The sequence below is a fragment of the Ruegeria sp. Alg231-54 genome (assembly GCF_900143525.1).
In the GTDB taxonomy this organism is placed as follows: domain Bacteria; phylum Pseudomonadota; class Alphaproteobacteria; order Rhodobacterales; family Rhodobacteraceae; genus Ruegeria.
Map to the genome: position 1 here is coordinate 307,016 of NZ_FREZ01000003.1, position 15,661 is coordinate 322,676.

At 56.2% G+C, this 15,661-nt stretch carries 15 protein-coding genes; 6 read left to right on the forward strand and 9 right to left on the reverse strand.

All coding sequences use genetic code 11. The annotated features are described in order from the left end of the window. Positions 1–46: 46 nt before the first annotated feature. The 4 genes from DHN12_RS08240 to DHN12_RS08255 are packed head-to-tail and all read left to right on the forward strand — an operon-like array spanning position 47 to position 3,957. Complete coding sequence (locus tag DHN12_RS08240; RefSeq protein WP_108859752.1) at positions 47–1,171, forward strand: MlaE family lipid ABC transporter permease subunit; 1,125 nt, start codon at positions 47–49, stop codon at positions 1,169–1,171. A gap of 1 nt (position 1,172) precedes the next feature. Beyond that, positions 1,173–1,988 (forward strand): ABC transporter ATP-binding protein, encoded by an 816-nt coding sequence (locus DHN12_RS08245; RefSeq protein WP_108859753.1) that lies wholly within the window; start codon positions 1,173–1,175, stop codon positions 1,986–1,988. Between the two features lie 5 nt (positions 1,989–1,993). Then, positions 1,994–3,310 carry an MlaD family protein gene (locus DHN12_RS08250; RefSeq protein WP_108859754.1) on the forward strand — a complete coding sequence of 439 codons (1,317 nt, stop codon included), beginning with the start codon at positions 1,994–1,996 and terminating at the stop codon, positions 3,308–3,310. Next, complete coding sequence (locus DHN12_RS08255; RefSeq protein WP_108859755.1) at positions 3,307–3,957, forward strand: ABC-type transport auxiliary lipoprotein family protein; 651 nt, start codon at positions 3,307–3,309, stop codon at positions 3,955–3,957. Before DHN12_RS08250 ends, DHN12_RS08255 begins: the two co-directional genes overlap by 4 nt. 43 nt (positions 3,958–4,000) lie before the next feature. Here the strand turns inward: DHN12_RS08255 and DHN12_RS08260 are convergent, their stop codons facing one another. The 3 genes from DHN12_RS08260 to DHN12_RS08270 form a co-directional block, all read right to left on the reverse strand. Then, positions 4,001–5,929, reverse strand: a complete 1,929-nt coding sequence (locus DHN12_RS08260) for a VWA domain-containing protein (protein WP_108859756.1) — start codon at positions 5,927–5,929, stop codon at positions 4,001–4,003. Beyond that, the gene (locus tag DHN12_RS08265; RefSeq protein WP_108859927.1) at positions 5,926–6,465 is read right to left on the reverse strand and encodes an RNA polymerase sigma factor; all 540 of its coding nucleotides are present in this window, start codon (positions 6,463–6,465) and stop codon (positions 5,926–5,928) included. The genes DHN12_RS08260 and DHN12_RS08265 overlap by 4 nt, the downstream gene beginning before the upstream one ends. A 62-nt stretch (positions 6,466–6,527) precedes the next feature. Continuing rightward, a complete protein-coding gene (locus DHN12_RS08270) occupies positions 6,528–8,108 on the reverse strand; it encodes an FMN-binding glutamate synthase family protein (protein WP_108859757.1) in 1,581 nt (526 codons plus the stop codon). A 132-nt stretch (positions 8,109–8,240) separates the two neighbouring features. Between DHN12_RS08270 and DHN12_RS08275 the strand changes: the two genes are divergently transcribed. Both DHN12_RS08275 and DHN12_RS08280 read left to right on the forward strand, forming a co-directional pair. Continuing rightward, positions 8,241–8,732: a CrcB family protein gene (locus tag DHN12_RS08275; protein ID WP_234416582.1), complete on the forward strand. Its 492-nt coding sequence runs from the start codon at positions 8,241–8,243 to the stop codon at positions 8,730–8,732. After that, positions 8,729–9,091 (forward strand): CrcB family protein, encoded by a 363-nt coding sequence (locus tag DHN12_RS08280; RefSeq protein ID WP_108859758.1) that lies wholly within the window; start codon positions 8,729–8,731, stop codon positions 9,089–9,091. Before DHN12_RS08275 ends, DHN12_RS08280 begins: the two co-directional genes overlap by 4 nt. Here DHN12_RS08280 and DHN12_RS08285 read toward each other — a convergent pair. From DHN12_RS08285 to DHN12_RS08310, 6 genes are read right to left on the reverse strand one after another with little or no spacing between them, the layout of a single operon-like run. Next, entirely contained in the window at positions 9,088–10,611 is a 1,524-nt protein-coding gene (locus tag DHN12_RS08285) for a DHA2 family efflux MFS transporter permease subunit (protein WP_108859759.1), read from the reverse strand. The two genes, DHN12_RS08280 and DHN12_RS08285, sit on opposite strands and share 4 nt — an antisense overlap. Further along, entirely contained in the window at positions 10,608–11,588 is a 981-nt protein-coding gene (locus DHN12_RS08290) for an HlyD family secretion protein (protein ID WP_108859760.1), read from the reverse strand. The genes DHN12_RS08285 and DHN12_RS08290 overlap by 4 nt, the downstream gene beginning before the upstream one ends. A 33-nt stretch (positions 11,589–11,621) precedes the next feature. Continuing rightward, entirely contained in the window at positions 11,622–11,948 is a 327-nt protein-coding gene (locus tag DHN12_RS08295; protein ID WP_234416583.1) for a cytochrome o ubiquinol/quinol oxidase subunit IV, read from the reverse strand. Then, positions 11,941–12,573, reverse strand: coding sequence for a cytochrome c oxidase subunit 3 (locus DHN12_RS08300; protein WP_108859761.1), 633 nt, complete (start codon positions 12,571–12,573; stop codon positions 11,941–11,943). Before DHN12_RS08300 ends, DHN12_RS08295 begins: the two co-directional genes overlap by 8 nt. Continuing rightward, complete coding sequence (locus DHN12_RS08305; protein WP_108859762.1) at positions 12,570–14,660, reverse strand: cbb3-type cytochrome c oxidase subunit I; 2,091 nt, start codon at positions 14,658–14,660, stop codon at positions 12,570–12,572. Before DHN12_RS08305 ends, DHN12_RS08300 begins: the two co-directional genes overlap by 4 nt. Then, positions 14,657–15,619, reverse strand: coding sequence for a ubiquinol oxidase subunit II (locus DHN12_RS08310; protein WP_199913485.1), 963 nt, complete (start codon positions 15,617–15,619; stop codon positions 14,657–14,659). The genes DHN12_RS08305 and DHN12_RS08310 overlap by 4 nt, the downstream gene beginning before the upstream one ends. Between the last annotated feature and the right edge of the window lie 42 nt (positions 15,620–15,661).

Sequence of the window (15,661 nt, forward strand, 5' to 3'; positions counted from 1 at the left end):
GCAAAAATCCGTTGCAGGTCAATGTCCTTTGCCATCACATACGCTCATGACGCAGCCAGTGATACAGTCGGACCGTGACGCCAACGGCGTTTACCTGCGGGTTTCGGGTGATCTGGTGACTCAATCCCTGGACACGATCGAAAAGGCGTTTGAAGGGTTTCGCGCTGACAGTAACGAACTAACTGTCGATCTTTCGAAGGTCGGAGCACTGGATACCGGTGGCGCATGGCTGATTGCCGATGTTGCGCGACGCGCAAAGGCAAGTGGCGCCAACGTACATTACGAAGGGTTAAAGCCCGCCCATTCCGCGCTTTTGGAAACCGTGGCGGAAAACATACCGGATGACCCCGGCGTGGCGGCAGAACGCCGCAGCTTCACTGATTGGGTCGCAAGCGTCGGGGAACGCACAACTCAAGCTGGAAAAGATATGCTTTCCCTTTTGGGGTTCTTGGGTCTGACGCTGCATCGCCTCGCACGTACAATTCTGATGCCGCGCCGTTTGCGGAAAGCGGCCTTGGTCTCGCAAATGGAAGAGACCGGACTCAAGGCCATCCCGATCGTTGCTCTTATGGGGTTCCTGATCGGCGTCGTTTTGGCCTTTCAGGGCGCGACCCAGCTAAAGCAGTTCGGCGCCGAGATTTTCGTGGTCGAACTGATTTCGATCTCAGTTTTGCGTGAGCTCGGCATTTTGCTGACAGCGATCATCGTTGCGGGGCGTTCAGGCTCGGCTTTTACCGCCTCAATTGGCTCGATGAAGGTTCAGGAAGAGATCGACGCAATGCGCACATTGGGTTTGGACCCAATCGAGGTGTTGGTGATCCCGCGTGTTGTTGCCCTGTTGATCATGCTGCCGATCCTTGGCTTCATCGCCGACCTTGCCGCCCTGATAGGCGGCGGATTGATGAGTTGGATTGATCTGGGTGTCAGCCCCGGCATGTTCGTCACGCGTCTGAAAGAAAACACCGGCATTTGGCAATTCGCCATCGGCATGATCAAGGCCCCCTTCTTCGCCTTGGTCATCGGCGTTATTGCTTGCTGGCAGGCAATGCAGGTCAAGGGGTCTGCCCAATCCGTCGGGCAACGAACCACGGCTTCGGTTGTGCAATCCATCTTTCTGGTGATCGCTTTGGATGCTTTGTTCTCGATCTTCTTTTCGGTGATGGAGGTCTGAGATGGACGGCACGACGCTGGAACAGACATCCCATACGGGCGCTCAGCGCGAAGCGGTGATCCGCGTTCGCAATCTTACAAACCAGTTCGGTCCGCAAGTTGTACATCAGAACCTAAATCTGGATGTGTGGCGTGGTGAAGTTCTGGGCATTGTCGGCGGATCGGGAACTGGCAAATCGGTATTGCTGCGCACGATTGTGGGCTTGAACAGACCCGCGGCGGGCAGCATCGAGGTGCTGGGTGTCGACGTGTTGAACGGCCCGGAACAGGAACGCCGCCGGATTGAGCGCCGCTGGGGTGTTGCTTTTCAGGACGGGGCTTTGTTTTCCTCACTGACGGTTTTGCAGAACGTGATGGCCCCGCTACGCGAACATACAGGGCTGAGCGAAAGCCTGATGTGCGCGCTTGGCAACCTGAAGATCAGCCTTGTCGGATTGCCGCAACTAAGTTGCGGCAAGTTACCCTCTGAATTGTCCGGCGGGATGCGCAAACGCGCTGCCCTTGCCCGCGCCTTGGCGTTGGACCCCGAGATCGTATTTCTTGACGAGCCAACCGCGGGCCTCGACCCAATCGGCGCGGCTGCGTATGACGAGTTGATCAGTGAATTGCAGCATGCTTTAGGCTTGACCGTCTTTATGGTTACGCATGACCTCGATAGTCTTTATGCCATTTGCGATAGGGTCGCAGTGCTCGCAGAAAACCGGGTTCTGGTTGAAGGTCCGATTGAAGAAATGACCAAAGTCGACCATCCTTGGGTTCAAGAGTATTTCACCGGCCCCCGGGCCCGCGCGGCGCAAGAGAAGGGGCAGGACAGGTAGAGGCTATGGAAACCCGGGCAAACTATATCCTGATCGGCGCGTTCACAATCACGGGTATCCTTGGTGCCTTCGGGTTTTTCCTATGGCTCGCGAAATTCGAGGTGTCGCGCCAATACGCATATTACGACGTTCTGTTCGAAAACGTATCGGGCCTCTCCTCCGCAGGTGGCGTAAGTTTCAATGGCTTACCCGTTGGCCAGGTGATCTCGTTGAATCTGGACGAGGACGATCCGTCAAAAGTGCGCGTGAAGATTGAAGTTGATGCCGACATACCCGTCACCGAAGATACCATCGCGCAGCTACAATCTCTGGGTGTTACAGGCGTCAGTTATGTTGAGCTGACGGGTGGCAAAAGCGGTGACAAACCCTTACCCGAAAACAGCGTTATCAAAAGCAAGCGTAGCGCGATTCAATCCTTGTTCGAAGGCGCCCCGAAAGTTCTGGATGAGGCGGTTACCCTGCTTGAAAGCTTGAACTCGGTCGTTGACGACAAAAACCGCCAATCCGTCAGCGAAATTTTGGACAATCTGGCTTCTGCGTCCGGCCGGCTGGACAAAACGCTGACAGATTTCGAAAGCTTGTCCACCGACCTTGGCGGCGCGGCCAAGCAACTGGGCAACTTTACAACGCGGCTTGATAAATTGGCCGACACAGCCGAAACCACCCTGACGACAGGGACAGACACACTCAAAAGCGTAAAAACTGCATCCGAGTCCGCAACAGAAACACTGAACAGCGCCAAGACCACAATTGAAACCGCCGATCGCATGATGCAGGACGACGTGAAACCCTTCATCGATCGCGCCTCGACATTGGCGGAACGTCTGACCGACCTGTCTGACGAAGGCAGCGTTGCCTTGGCGACCGCGACCGAGACCTTTGTAAATGCAAACAAAACACTGGGGTCGATCACGGCAGCGATGGATACAGCAAACACCACATTGGCTTCTGCAGAACGCGCTTTTGACTCGGCCAATGAAGTCATAAACAAAGACGTCGGCGCAGTCATGGACGATATCCGCAATGCGGCCAATCAGGTCGCTTCAACGGTGTCTAATGTCACAAGCAAGTTGGACGAGATTTCGGCCGATATTCTCAATGCATCGCGATCGGCGTCCGAGTTGCTGGGCACTATTGACGGCATCGTCCAGGACAATCGGCGGCAATTGTCCGACTTCCTCCGCGTCGGCCTGCCGCAATTCACACGTTTCGTAGAAGAGTCCCAACGACTGGTAATCAGCCTGGATCGGCTGGTGGACAAGGTCGAACGTGACCCGGCACGCTTCTTACTGGGAACCCAAGCTTCGGAGTTTCGCCAATGATCAGGCTGTTTCTTTTAGTTCTGGCGTTGGGGTCGCTGGGGGCATGCACCGGGTTGGGCACGCTGAGACAGGCATCCAAGCCAAACGACCTGTATCTTTTAACGCCGAAAAGCACCTTTTCGCCTTCGTTACCGCGCGTCCAAAAACAAATCGTTGTACAGGAACCAACCGCAACGGCGGCGGTCAATACCGATCAGATCGCCATTCAGCCGACCCCATTGCAGGTGCAATACCTACCGCGCGCCAGATGGGTCGACCGTGCACCGCTTATCGTGCAGGCGTTACTGGTCGAAAGCTATGAAAACAGCGGCAAGGTGGCCGCTGTTGGTCGCTCAACCGTGGGCCTGCGTGCCGACTATGTCATCGTTCCGGACCTGCGCGAATTTCAGGGGTTCGTCGTCAGTGATGTCGAAGGGACAAAAACCATCCGCGTCGAAGTGCGCATGAACATTAAGATCATTGATGAGTACGAAGACAAGATCATCGCGTCTAGTTCATTTCGGGAAGTTGTTGCCTCTGCCAGCGAAGCGACGCCTGACCTTGTGAAAGCCTTTGACGATGCTTTGGGCAGGACCATGCGCGACGCCGTAGAGTGGAGCGTGCGCCGGATCAACACACATGCGGCCAACAACCAAAGATCGTATTGACGGGACACGGGCGCTGCCCAACGCAGCGCCCCATTGCCCGCTGTTACCGTGACAGCGTTTGTGCAAGGCGCATGAGCGTGGCAGCTTCGGCCCTGTACCCAAAGGGATCTTCGCCACGCGCAGCGTTTGCCAATCCGATCGCATCGTCGTAGGACCAGTTCCCCAGATACTCTGCACCGCGCAATAACTGCCCGAATCCGGCGATGGCATAGGAAAAGCGGACATCGTCTGTAGCCTCGCCCTGCGTCGCCGCAATGGGCTGTTCGATCAACTGACTCTGGTCAGATCCCGGCGTTTTGTAACGCAGCTTGAAAAACCCGATCTCATCCGAACCATCGCGCACCGCTTGGGCACCATAGCGCAACGGGTCGTTCAGGATGGCGTCTGAGCCAACAGGCGTGACCTCGTAAATCGCCGTGACCGAGTGGCCTGCTCCAATATCACCGGCGTCAACTTTGTCATTGGTGAAATCTTCCCGACGCAACGCGCGCGTCTCGTATCCGATCAGGCGATATTCGGCTATTTGTGACGGGTTGAACTCAACCTGGATTTTGACGTCGTTTGCGATTGGGAACAATGCGCCGGTCAACTGGTCGACCAAGACTTTTTGCGCCTCGCTCAGCGTGTCGATATACGCAGCCTGTCCGTTTCCGTTCTGGGCAAGTGCCTGAATCGTGGCATCGTCCAGATTACCCCGGCCAAAACCCAAAACACTCAGAAACGTACCGCTGTCTCGTTTATTTGCTATGAAGTCTTTCAGCGCATCAGGATCAGACAAGCCAACATTAAAGTCGCCATCCGTTGCTAGGATGACCCGCGTGACCTCGTCGTCGGCCCTCATGCTTTCGGCTACCTGATATGCCTGTTGCAACCCGACCTGACCTGCGGTCGAACCGCCTGCCTCCAACTGGTCGAGCGCGCCGAGGATTTTGTCACGTTCCACGGCCGCGGTGGGTTCCAGAACCTGCCCCGCGCTTCCGGCATAGGTCACGATCGAGACCTCGTCCTCATCTCGCAACACTGACAGCATCAAACGGAACGATTGTTTTAACAGAGGTAGCTTGTTGGCATCATGCATCGATCCCGAGGTATCGATCAAAAAGACCAGATTAAGCGGTGATCGGTCCTCAATCTGCGGCAATGCCCCTTGGATACCGACATGCACAAGCTGAGTACCCTCATTCCAAGGCGTCGGTGTTACTGTGATCGTCGGCCGGAACGGCGCGTCCCCTTCTGGTGCGGGGTACGAGTAAGGAAAATAATTTACCATCTCTTCGACACGGACGGCATCCTTGGGTGGAAGCTGACCGCGCATAAGAGAGGACCGGACGATCGAATATGAGGCCGTATCAACGTCAACTGAAAAGGTGGAAACAGGCTCTTCACTGGTGACTTTCAGAGGATTAGCTTCAGCGTTTGAAAACGCCTCGGTATCCGGGAGGGGCAGAATTCCCACCTCTGGTTCAACCATCATATGAGTGGCATCACCCGAAGTGACGCCAAGTCGCGCAGTGTTTTCAGCAACCAAGCCCGCAACGCCTTGCTGAGGGGCGGCCGCTTTGGATCGCACGGGCGCGGCATAGTCTTCAACTACGACCGGGGCCTCAACGACGGGTTCTTCCAATGCGGCAGAATCTGCTTCGGGTGCGGGCGCAGGGCTTTCGCTGCGCGATAGGGGCTGCACAACAATGTCGCGGGATTGCGGCACGAACATAATCAGCGCAACAGCGGCAATTGCGGTTGTCGCGGTCAGGGCACCGCGATGGGACAAAGCACTCAACATGGATTTCGCTCCTTCTGTCATGCGGGCCATTGGGCCTCGCTTAACAGTCGGACGCATCGCTGCATGCGATCCTTGGCTGTGTGCAAAATTTTTTTGAGCCCGTTTCAAGTTTTGCGCCCGCCGTTCGGCATCTGGTGCCGGCGTCGCAGCATCCATCAAGGCTTTGAAGTCATCAAGATCATCGGTCATGGTGCCAATTCCTCTTGTCGCAGGGCGCGCAGACGTTTGCGAATGTCGGACATGCGCCAGGACACGGTGCCTTCGGACACGCCCAGAACTGCTGCAGCTTCGGCGTGTGTCATTTCATCCTCTAATGTCAGGGCCAGAGTATCTTGCAAATCAGGTGGCAGAGACCGCATGGCGCGCTGCAACCAATCCATTGCTTGGGCCGTTTCGGTCGCCTCTGCCCGTCGCAATTGCTCCACATCACCCCACCCTGCGGCGGCGCGGCTGTGGCTTGCCTGGCGACGCCGGGCGTCCTCGGCCGCGTTGACGACAACGCGATAGAGCCAGGTCGTGAACTTGGCCTGCGCCCGAAAACCCGCGATTTTGGCGGGCAGCGCCGCGCATATATCCTGTGTCAGATCCTCGGCCTGATCAGCCCGTCCGGTCAGACGAAAAGCCAGACGAAAGACCCGGTCGTAATGGCGCTGCAACAGGGTTGCAAACGCATCAGCGTCCCCGTCCGCGGCGGCCCTGGCCAAGTCCTCATCCGATGTTTTCATACGCATCACACTGAGTATGACGGATCGAAAACGTCAATCCTTGGCGAAGTCGTCAAAAAAGTCTAAAAATGGTTCGCTGAAGCCAGTTTCCAATCCACGGCAAAGTCGGTCGGAATTGAATCGGTCAGAAAAACGCCTTCATCGATAATGGTATAGAGTTCGGCATAAGACCGTTCCCGCTCGTCCGCCGTGCGGCGGCGGATATCTATCGGGTGAAGGTCTGACACTTTGTCTTTGCCCATAGCGCCCAAAAGTTCGCGGAAGCTTTCCAAGGTCGCATCGTGAAAGCGGTGTACGCGCTGGCGTTTTTGGGGAACATTGACCGCCCTGCCCCGTATCGGGTCCTGTGTGGCAACGCCGGAAGGACAGCGGTTCGTATTGCAATGCAGGGCCTGAATGCATCCTACGGCAAACATCATTGCGCGCGCTGCATTACACATGTCCGCCCCCAGCGAGAATTTCTCGACCATATCGTAACCGGTGGCCACCTTGCCTGAGCAGATGATCCGGATCTTGTCTCGCAATCCCACGCCGCGCAGGCAGTTGTTGACGAAAATCAGCGCCTCGTTCAGCGGCATGCCCAAACGGTTGGTGAATTCGACCGGGGCGGCGCCGGTACCGCCTTCGGCACCGTCAATTGTGATGAAGTCCGGCAGGATTCCTGTTTCCAGCATCGCCTTGCAAATCGCCATGAATTCGGACGGTCTGCCAATACACAGCTTGAACCCGATTGGTTTACCACCAGACATTTCCCGCAGATGCTGCACAAAATGGATCAGACCGGTCGGGCCTTCGAAGGCAGAGTGGGTGGGCGGGGATATCACGTCCTGATGCTCGGGCACGCCACGGATTTCAGCGATCTCCTGATCCACTTTTGCGGCAGGCAGCACCCCGCCATGCGAGGGTTTGGCCCCCTGCGACAGTTTGATTTCAATCGCTTTGACAACGTCCTTTTTTGCCTTTTCGGCAAACTGGTCCTTGTCAAAACCACCCTCGGGCGTGCGGCAGCCGAAATAGCCTGTTCCGATCTGCCAAATGATGTCGCCACCCTCGGCCAGATGGTGCGGGGACAGGCCGCCTTCCCCGGTGTTGTGCGCAAATCCTCCGTCCTTGGCGCCGCCGTTCAGTGCCCGGATCGCATTGGCGCTGAGCGCCCCAAAGCTCATGGCGGAGACGTTCAGCCGCGACGCACTATATGGCTGCGTGCATTGCGGGCCACCCAATATGATCCGTTCTTCGCTTTCATCCACATGTTTGGGCGCGAGTGAGTGGTTGGCACGATGATATCCGACTGACAGAACGTCGTACTGTGTACCAAAGGCCTGCGTATCCACCTGCCCCTTAGCGCGCGAGTAGACAAGAGATCGTACGATCCTGTTGAATGGGCGGCCGCTTTCGTTGGTTTCCACAAAATACTGTCGGATTTCCGGGCTTACGAATTCCAGCATGTACCGGAAATGCCCCAGGACCGGATAGTTGTTCAAAACGTTATGCTTGGTCGACAACATGTCATAGAGGCCGATCAAGGCATATGGAATGAGCACAACCAGCAACCAATGGGCGGGCGGCCAGAAAAAACCCCACAACAGGGTCAGCGGCAGACACGCATATGTAATGAAGTAATAGAGTCTGCGTACAATCATTCGTGCTCTCCCAGGGTCGCGTGCTTTCCGGCCTGCGGTAGCAGCCGAGGTGTTTGCCAAACGTGGGGCAAATCGCTGTTAGATTGCAAGCGATTGTGCCCGCCTTCACGTAATCGGGCGAAGATGTGAAATGTGGCGCGGACATTGGTCACTGTTGATCCGGGCAACGTCAGCCATTATGCCCGAAGAAACGGGATAGGGGCAGGACGGCAGGCTGTGACACAGAAACGAACGCATGTTCGGACCACGGCATTGATGTTCGGAGCCGTGTTCATTGGTGGCGCAGTTGGGTCGCTGCTGCGCGAGTTGTTCTCGGTGAGCATACCGCATGCCGGATTTCTAACGCAGACCTTTGGCATCAATATAGTGGCCTGCTTCATACTGGGGTGGCTGTATTCGGTTCGAAACCGCGTCCATGCCCATGTGTTGCATCTTGGCGCAGTCGGCTTTTGTGGTGGCCTGTCGACCTTTTCCTCATTTGTTTCCGAATTGGAGCGGTTGGCATTGTCCAACATCTGGGTTGCGGCTTCGGCCGCAGCGTTGGAAATCGCGGCGGGACTGGCCGCTGCTATTCTGGGTGAGGCTATCGGAAGGCGCTTTCATCCACCGAGGGCGACTGAATGAGCGAATTGTTCCTGCACGCCATGTTCGGATTCGGCGGCGGTTTAGGGGCCGTTTTGCGCCACTGGATCGCACTGCGGATTGTTCATGACCTGCCGTTTTCGACCCTGATTGTAAACGTTCTGGGTAGCCTGCTGCTGGGGTTGTGGATCGGCTATCTCGGCGGATCAATAGAGATGGGCGAAGAACAAAGACGTCTGGTCTTTGGTTTTTGCGGCGGCTTCACGACTTTTTCCAGTTTTGCCTATCAATCGCTGGAACTAAGACGTGAGCGGACCATCGCGCTGGCGGCGGGCAATATATTGCTCAGCTTGGGTCTTTGCTGGGCGGCGTTGGCATTTGGCTTGTTCCTGATGCATTAATGTGCAGGCACTGACGCCTGCGTTCTAGGTTTAGGTGCTTTGCAAAAGAACAGCAGCGGAATGGTCGCCAAGGCCAAAAGCCCTAGATTGTTGAAGACTGTCAGATATGAAATCAGTTCAGCCTGCTGCGCGATCTCCTGTCCAAGAATGGCCGCCCCCTGCGCACTGTCTGGCGTCAGGTTCAGTGGCGCAAGATAGGCGTGCGCGGCCGGGTTATAGGGCGTCACATTTTGGCTGAGAACAGCCGTGTTTGTTTGAAGGCCCCGAACGACCCAAGTTCCGACCAAGGAAATTCCAACCGATGAGCCAAGCTGACGGGTAACATTGAACAGGCCGGATGCCTCGTCCTGCCGCGATTTGGAGATGCTTTCGAAGGCCAATATCGACATCGGCACAAACACCAGCCCCATTCCCAGACCGCTTACCGCCCCTGGCCAGGCAAGCTCCCAAAATCCAGCATCCATGTTGAGCGCCCCCATCATGAAATTGCTGACAGCCGTCAAAAGCATACCCAGCCCGGCCAGAACACGCGGATCGAAACGCGTAACCAGAACAGCGCCGGTCAGGACCATCGACAGCCCGGCGGCGACCCCTCGCGGGATAAACAAATGGCCCGATGTGATGACTGGATAGTCCAGCAAGTTCTGAACGAAAGTCGGCAGGATCGCGATACCGCCGAACAGGGAAATGGCAAATCCGGCGATAACCAGATTGCACAGCGCGAAATTGCGATCCGCAAAAAAGCGCAGATCGACAACCGGCTTTTCCGTGGTCAACACGTGAATGATGAACCCAAACGCGCCCAAAACCGACGCGATGAGGGCAACCTGAATGATCCGTGATGACAGCCAGTCCTTGGTCTCTCCCTGATCCAGAACAAATTGCAGGCAGCCTATGCCAATGGCCAGTAGGGCAAGACCCTTCCAATCGATGCGAACCTCTTCGGTTTCGTCGTCTGGCAACTCTCCGGCCAACAATAGCAGTGCCATCGCGGCTACCGGAAGGTTCACGAAGAACACCATCCGCCACGAGAAATATTCGGTCAGGATCGCCCCTACTGTGGGCCCCAACACTGGGGCCACGACGACTCCCAAACCGAAGACCGCCATCGCCTGCCCGCGTTTTTCGCGGGGGAAAGCGTCGAACAGAATGGATTGGGACAGCGGGATCAGAAACGCCCCAAACATGCCTTGGGCCAGGCGAAAGGCGACGATGGTCTCAAGGCTCCAGGACAGGCCACACATGACCGACATCGTCGCGAACCCGGTCACAGCGGTCAGGATCAGACGTCGACGGCCGACACGGCGGGCGACAAAGCCCGTCAGTGGCATGACCACAACGGCCGACACAATATAACTGGTCAGTATCCACGTGGCCTGATCGGTTGTTGCGCCGAACGCCGCCTGAATATGGGGCAGCGCGACATTGACGATTGTACTGTCGAGCACCTCAAGAATAGCGCTGAGGACAACAGCAACCACAATCACCGGATTGATGTGGCCTGCTGCCGGGGATGTCATTTTTGGGCCTGCGGTGTGGTATCCACGGTCACCTTGCTACTGCCACCCACCCGCAATGGGGCATCCGTAGGGTCAAGTTCAACCCGCACCGGAAAGCGCCGCGTGACCTTGACCCAATTCCCGCTGGCATTCTCGGACGGCAGAAGCGAGAACGTATCCCCCGACCCCCGCCCGATTGACGCAACTTTGCCCGTCAGGGTGACGCCCGGCATCATGTCGATCTTTACCGTGACCTGCTGACCCGGACGAATTCGTGGCAGAGAAGTCTCTTTGAAATTGGCGTCTACCCACCAATCAGACGACTCGACGATGGAAAACTGCGGCGCGTTAGCTGAAACCGACGATCCAGGCCTGAGGGTCAGGTTGGCGATCCACCCATCTGCCGATGCGAAAATCTTGGTCCAATTCTGATTGGCCTGCGCAATTTCCAATTGAGCTTGCGATGACAGAATATCATCCTGTTTGGCCGCCAGACCGCTTTGCAAGGCCAACAGGGCGGATTGGCTTGTGGTAAGCTGCGCCGCGGCGCGCGCAAATTCCGAACTGGTTTGATCCAGTGACGCCTGTGCCAGATCACCATCTGAAAACAGCGCCTTAGCACGTTCCAGATTGCTCTGAGCGGTATTGTAGGCCGACTGCGTGCTGTCGACCACCGCTTGTGCGGCCGCGATCTGCGTACCGTAAGACTGCGCCTGCTGCACCGCGCTATCGAGGTTGGCCTTGGCCTGATCAACCGAAGCTTTGAATTGCGTATCGTCGATTGTGAACAGCAAGTCCCCAGTTTTGACTGGCTGGTTCTCAATCACAAGCACTTCGGCAACCTGACCGGTGACTTGTGGGGCCACGTATATGATGTTCGCCCCCACATAGGCGTCATCGGTCGAAGGGTATCGTTCCTGATGGCGCCAGTACAACAGCAGCCCGACGGCAATTGCGCCCAAGATGACCACCGCGCCAACAACCTTAAGAGATTTCATGAACCTGCCCCCTTCATTTGGCTTGGCCAGACGTCACATTGGAAACGTGTGCATCCGAACCGCCAGATTACCCATGATCCAAACAGTTCCAAGAATAATGATCAGCAGCACCATCGTGGAGAACAGGATAAGGTCCAGATCTTCGCGACTACTGCGACGTCGGTCGATGTGCAGGAAATAAACCAGCTGTACGATCAGCTGAGCCAACCCAAGCAGGCTGATTGCAAGGTAAACGCCCGGTGTCTCAATGCCGTAACGATAAGCGATTCCGAAAACTGCAAAGGTCAACAAAAGCGACCCACCATAACCGATCACATAGCGGCGGCGCTCGCGGCGATGCATCTCGCTGCGCTTATCCATAGGTCAGCCCTCCGAAATAAACGATCGTGATGATGCCTATCCAGATCAGGTCCAGAAAGTGCCAGAACAGCGCCAGCCGCACGACGCGTGACATCAGGAGATCGGTCAGCCCAAAAATTCGTAGCTGAATACCCAGCACGATCAACCAAATGCACCCGGCCGTGACGTGCAGACCGTGCAAAGGCACCAGCCCATAAAACGCGGATAGAAACCCACTGCGCTGAGGGACACCGCCCTTGTCCGCCATCGCCATGAAATCGCGGATCTCCAGAACCAGAAAACTGAGACCAAGAACCAGAGTCACGAAGAACCAGAATACGATCCGCCACCGCGGAAGATTGTATTTGAGCGCAAGCATCGCCAGACCCACGGTAAGACTGCTGGTCAAAAGGATCAGCGTCTGGGCAAAGATGCTTTTCAGGTCGAACAATTCGTGCGGCCCGGGTCCGCCTGCCTGTGCGTCGATCATCGTGATGTAGATCGCAAACATCAGCCCGAAATAGACCAGATCGCTCATCAAAAAGACCCAGAAACCGAAGGTGACGACTTCGCTTGCCTTGTCGGCACTTGCGTGCCGCCGTCCAAGGTTCAGGCCGGGATAGCTGTGGGTGGGCGCGCGTTTCATGTCACGGCCTCCAGATCAGGGCGGGCCAACCCGCGATTTTCCGGGGCTGTTTCGTGATCGCGGTCAACAGGCGTAGAATTGTGAACCAGATCCAACCAGGCTTCGTGTTGTTTTCGCACCTCTTCCGCCGGAATGACCCGTTCTGTTTCGGCCTTGAACGTCCATGCGATAAAGGTGGCGAGCATAAAGATTGTCACCAGCGCCGCCAGCCACCAGATCAACCAGACCAGCGCAAACATCCAAACCCCGCTGAGCACGCAGAGACTGAAGCCTATGCCAGTGTTCAGCGGAACCGAGATATCCTCATAGGCATCAGGCGACGGATACGCGTTGCCGCGCTCTTTCGCGGCAGCGAAATCGTCGCGATCGGTCACATGGGGGATGATGGCAAAATTGTAGGAAGGAGGCGGGGCCGGGATCGACCATTCCAACGTATGCGCATCCCACGGATCACCGACTGGAACGCGTGCCTTTTCCCGATCACGGATACTAACCCACAGTTGCACGATCACCGATAGCAAAGCCGCCAATATGATCAGCGCGCCGACGACGGCGACGATCATGTACGGGTGGAAGCTCGGGTCCTCCCAACTGAAAGACCTGCGTGGCATTCCCATCAGACCGACGAAATACAGCGGCAGGAATGTCAGCATGAACCCGACGGTCCACAACGCAACCGAGACGCGGCCCCAGAATTCGTTCAGGCGGAACCCGAAAGCCTTGGGGAACCAATAGTTGTATCCGGCAAGCAGTCCGAACAGCACACCCGGCAACAGGACATTGTGGAAGTGGGCGACAAGAAATAGCGTGTTGTGGACCTGATAGTCCACTGTTGGGTTTGCGAGGATCACACCGGAAAGCCCGCCGATGACAAACAACATCAAGAAAGATAACCCGTAGAGCATCGGCACCGAAAACCGGATGCGCCCGCGGAACAGGGTAGCCATCCAGTCATAGACCTTCACGCCGGTCGGGATAGCGATCAGCATTGTCGCGATGCCAAAAACGGCATTGATCAGCGCGCTTTGACCCATGGTGAAGAAGTGGTGCAGCCAGACAGTGAATGACAACACCGCAATCGACATGGTGGCGATAACCAGCGAGTTGTAGCCATACAGGCGCTTGGCCGAGAATGTTGCGAAGACCTCAGAGTAGATACCGTAGGCCGGCAGAACCAGCAAATAGACTTCGGGATGACCAAACAGCCAGAACATATTGGCATAGTTCATCATGTTGCCGCCAAGGTCGTTGGTGAAAAAATGAAAGTCCAGATACCGGTCCGCTGCCAGCATCAGTGCGGCAACGCCCAGAGGCGGCATGGCAAAGACAATCAGGATCGAGCTACAGATGATTGTCCAGCAATACATCGGTAGCCGCATGAATTTCATGCCAGGTGCGCGCAACTTATAGATCGTGACAGCAAAATTGATGCCCGTCAGTGTGGTTCCGACACCAGAGACCACGATCGCCCAGATCCAGTAGTCAGGGCCAACACCGGGATTGAACGCCGCACCGGTATATGGCGGATATGCTGTCCAGCCGCCGGTCGAAAACTCGCCCACCACAAGCGACACCATCAGCATCATCCCGGCTGAGACGGTCAGACCAAGGCTGATCTGGTTCATCACAGGAAAGGCCACATCGCGCGCACCGATCATCAGCGGTATCAAGAAATTCGCTAACCCAAACACAAACGGAACGGCGACAAAGAAGATCATGATCGTGCCATGGGTACTAAATAGCTCGGCGAAATGCTCGGCCTCAAGAAATCCATCGCCCGGACCGGCCGCCTGCTGCGCCCGCATTACCACGCCTTCCAAAACGCCGCGCGCAAGCATGACGATTGCAAAGACGATGTACATGATGCCGATCTTCTTGTGATCCGCACTGGTTAGCCAATCGCGCCACAATGGTCCCCAAAGGCGAAACCACGTTAATGATCCAACGACGACGATGACACCGACAATCACTATCGCAGCGGCAGTGTTGGCGACAATCTCGTTCGTGTTGGGATTCTGAATAAGCCCTGTAATCGGAAACGCGTCCCAATTCAGGCGGCCGAAGAAGCCAGAACCATTGGTGGTCATTGCTGCGCCTCCTGCCCGAATTCTACCGTCCCCGGCTGCTGGTCGGCGGTCAGAGCATTGTTGCCGTGATACCGATGCACAATTGAATGAAACAGGTTGCTGTCCTCCAGCGTGAAATACAACGCGTTATCTGGCATTTGCGCGGTTCCCAACGCGGCTTGCACCTCGTCCCGGTCCGTCCGCATGGCCAAAATGCGATAGGTCTCGTCATTCAGCGCAATGCCGTTACTGCGCACCATGTCGACCCATTCGTTGAATTCCTCAGCGGACATGGCAACGGTTTGGAACTTCTGTTTGGTGAACCCGCGCCCGTTATACTGGGTGTTCTCGCCCTGCATTGTTGCAGCTACATCCGACACGACATGCAACTCTGTCGTCATACCGGGCATTGCGTAAATCTGGCCTGCCAAAGCAGGGATCATGAAGGACTGCATCACAGTATCGGTCGTCAGCGTCATTGCAACCTGCTGTTTGACGGGGATGCCAAGCTCTCCGACGCTGGCGATGCCAAGATCGGGGTAGATGAACAGCCACTTCCAATCCAATCCGACGATCTGAACGTTCAACGCAGGCATTTCGCCAAAGCGATCCGAATATGGGTCCAATCGGTGGGTCGCCTTCCACAGATAGAAAGACAGCAGCGCAACAATCAGGACCGGCACGCCCCACATAACGAACTCCAACGGACCGGAGAAATCCCACTTGGGCCGGTATATGGCTCCGCCTTCTTTGCGGCGGCGATACCGAAAGGCAATCAGCGGCACCAGAACAAGAACCGGAATAACCGCCAATAGGATTAGGATAGTTGCCCGGAAAAGGTGCACTTTTTGGACAGCGGCAATCGGGCCTTGTGGGTCCATGAAACTGTCACTTGCACAGGCAGCTTGCGCCGTAGCAGTGAGAGCCGCAGCGGCAATCACAACTTGCATCGCCTTTGGTGACATTCGGAATAGGGCCACGCCTGATTGTCCTCCTAAAGCAAGCTCTCGCGCCAACTATCG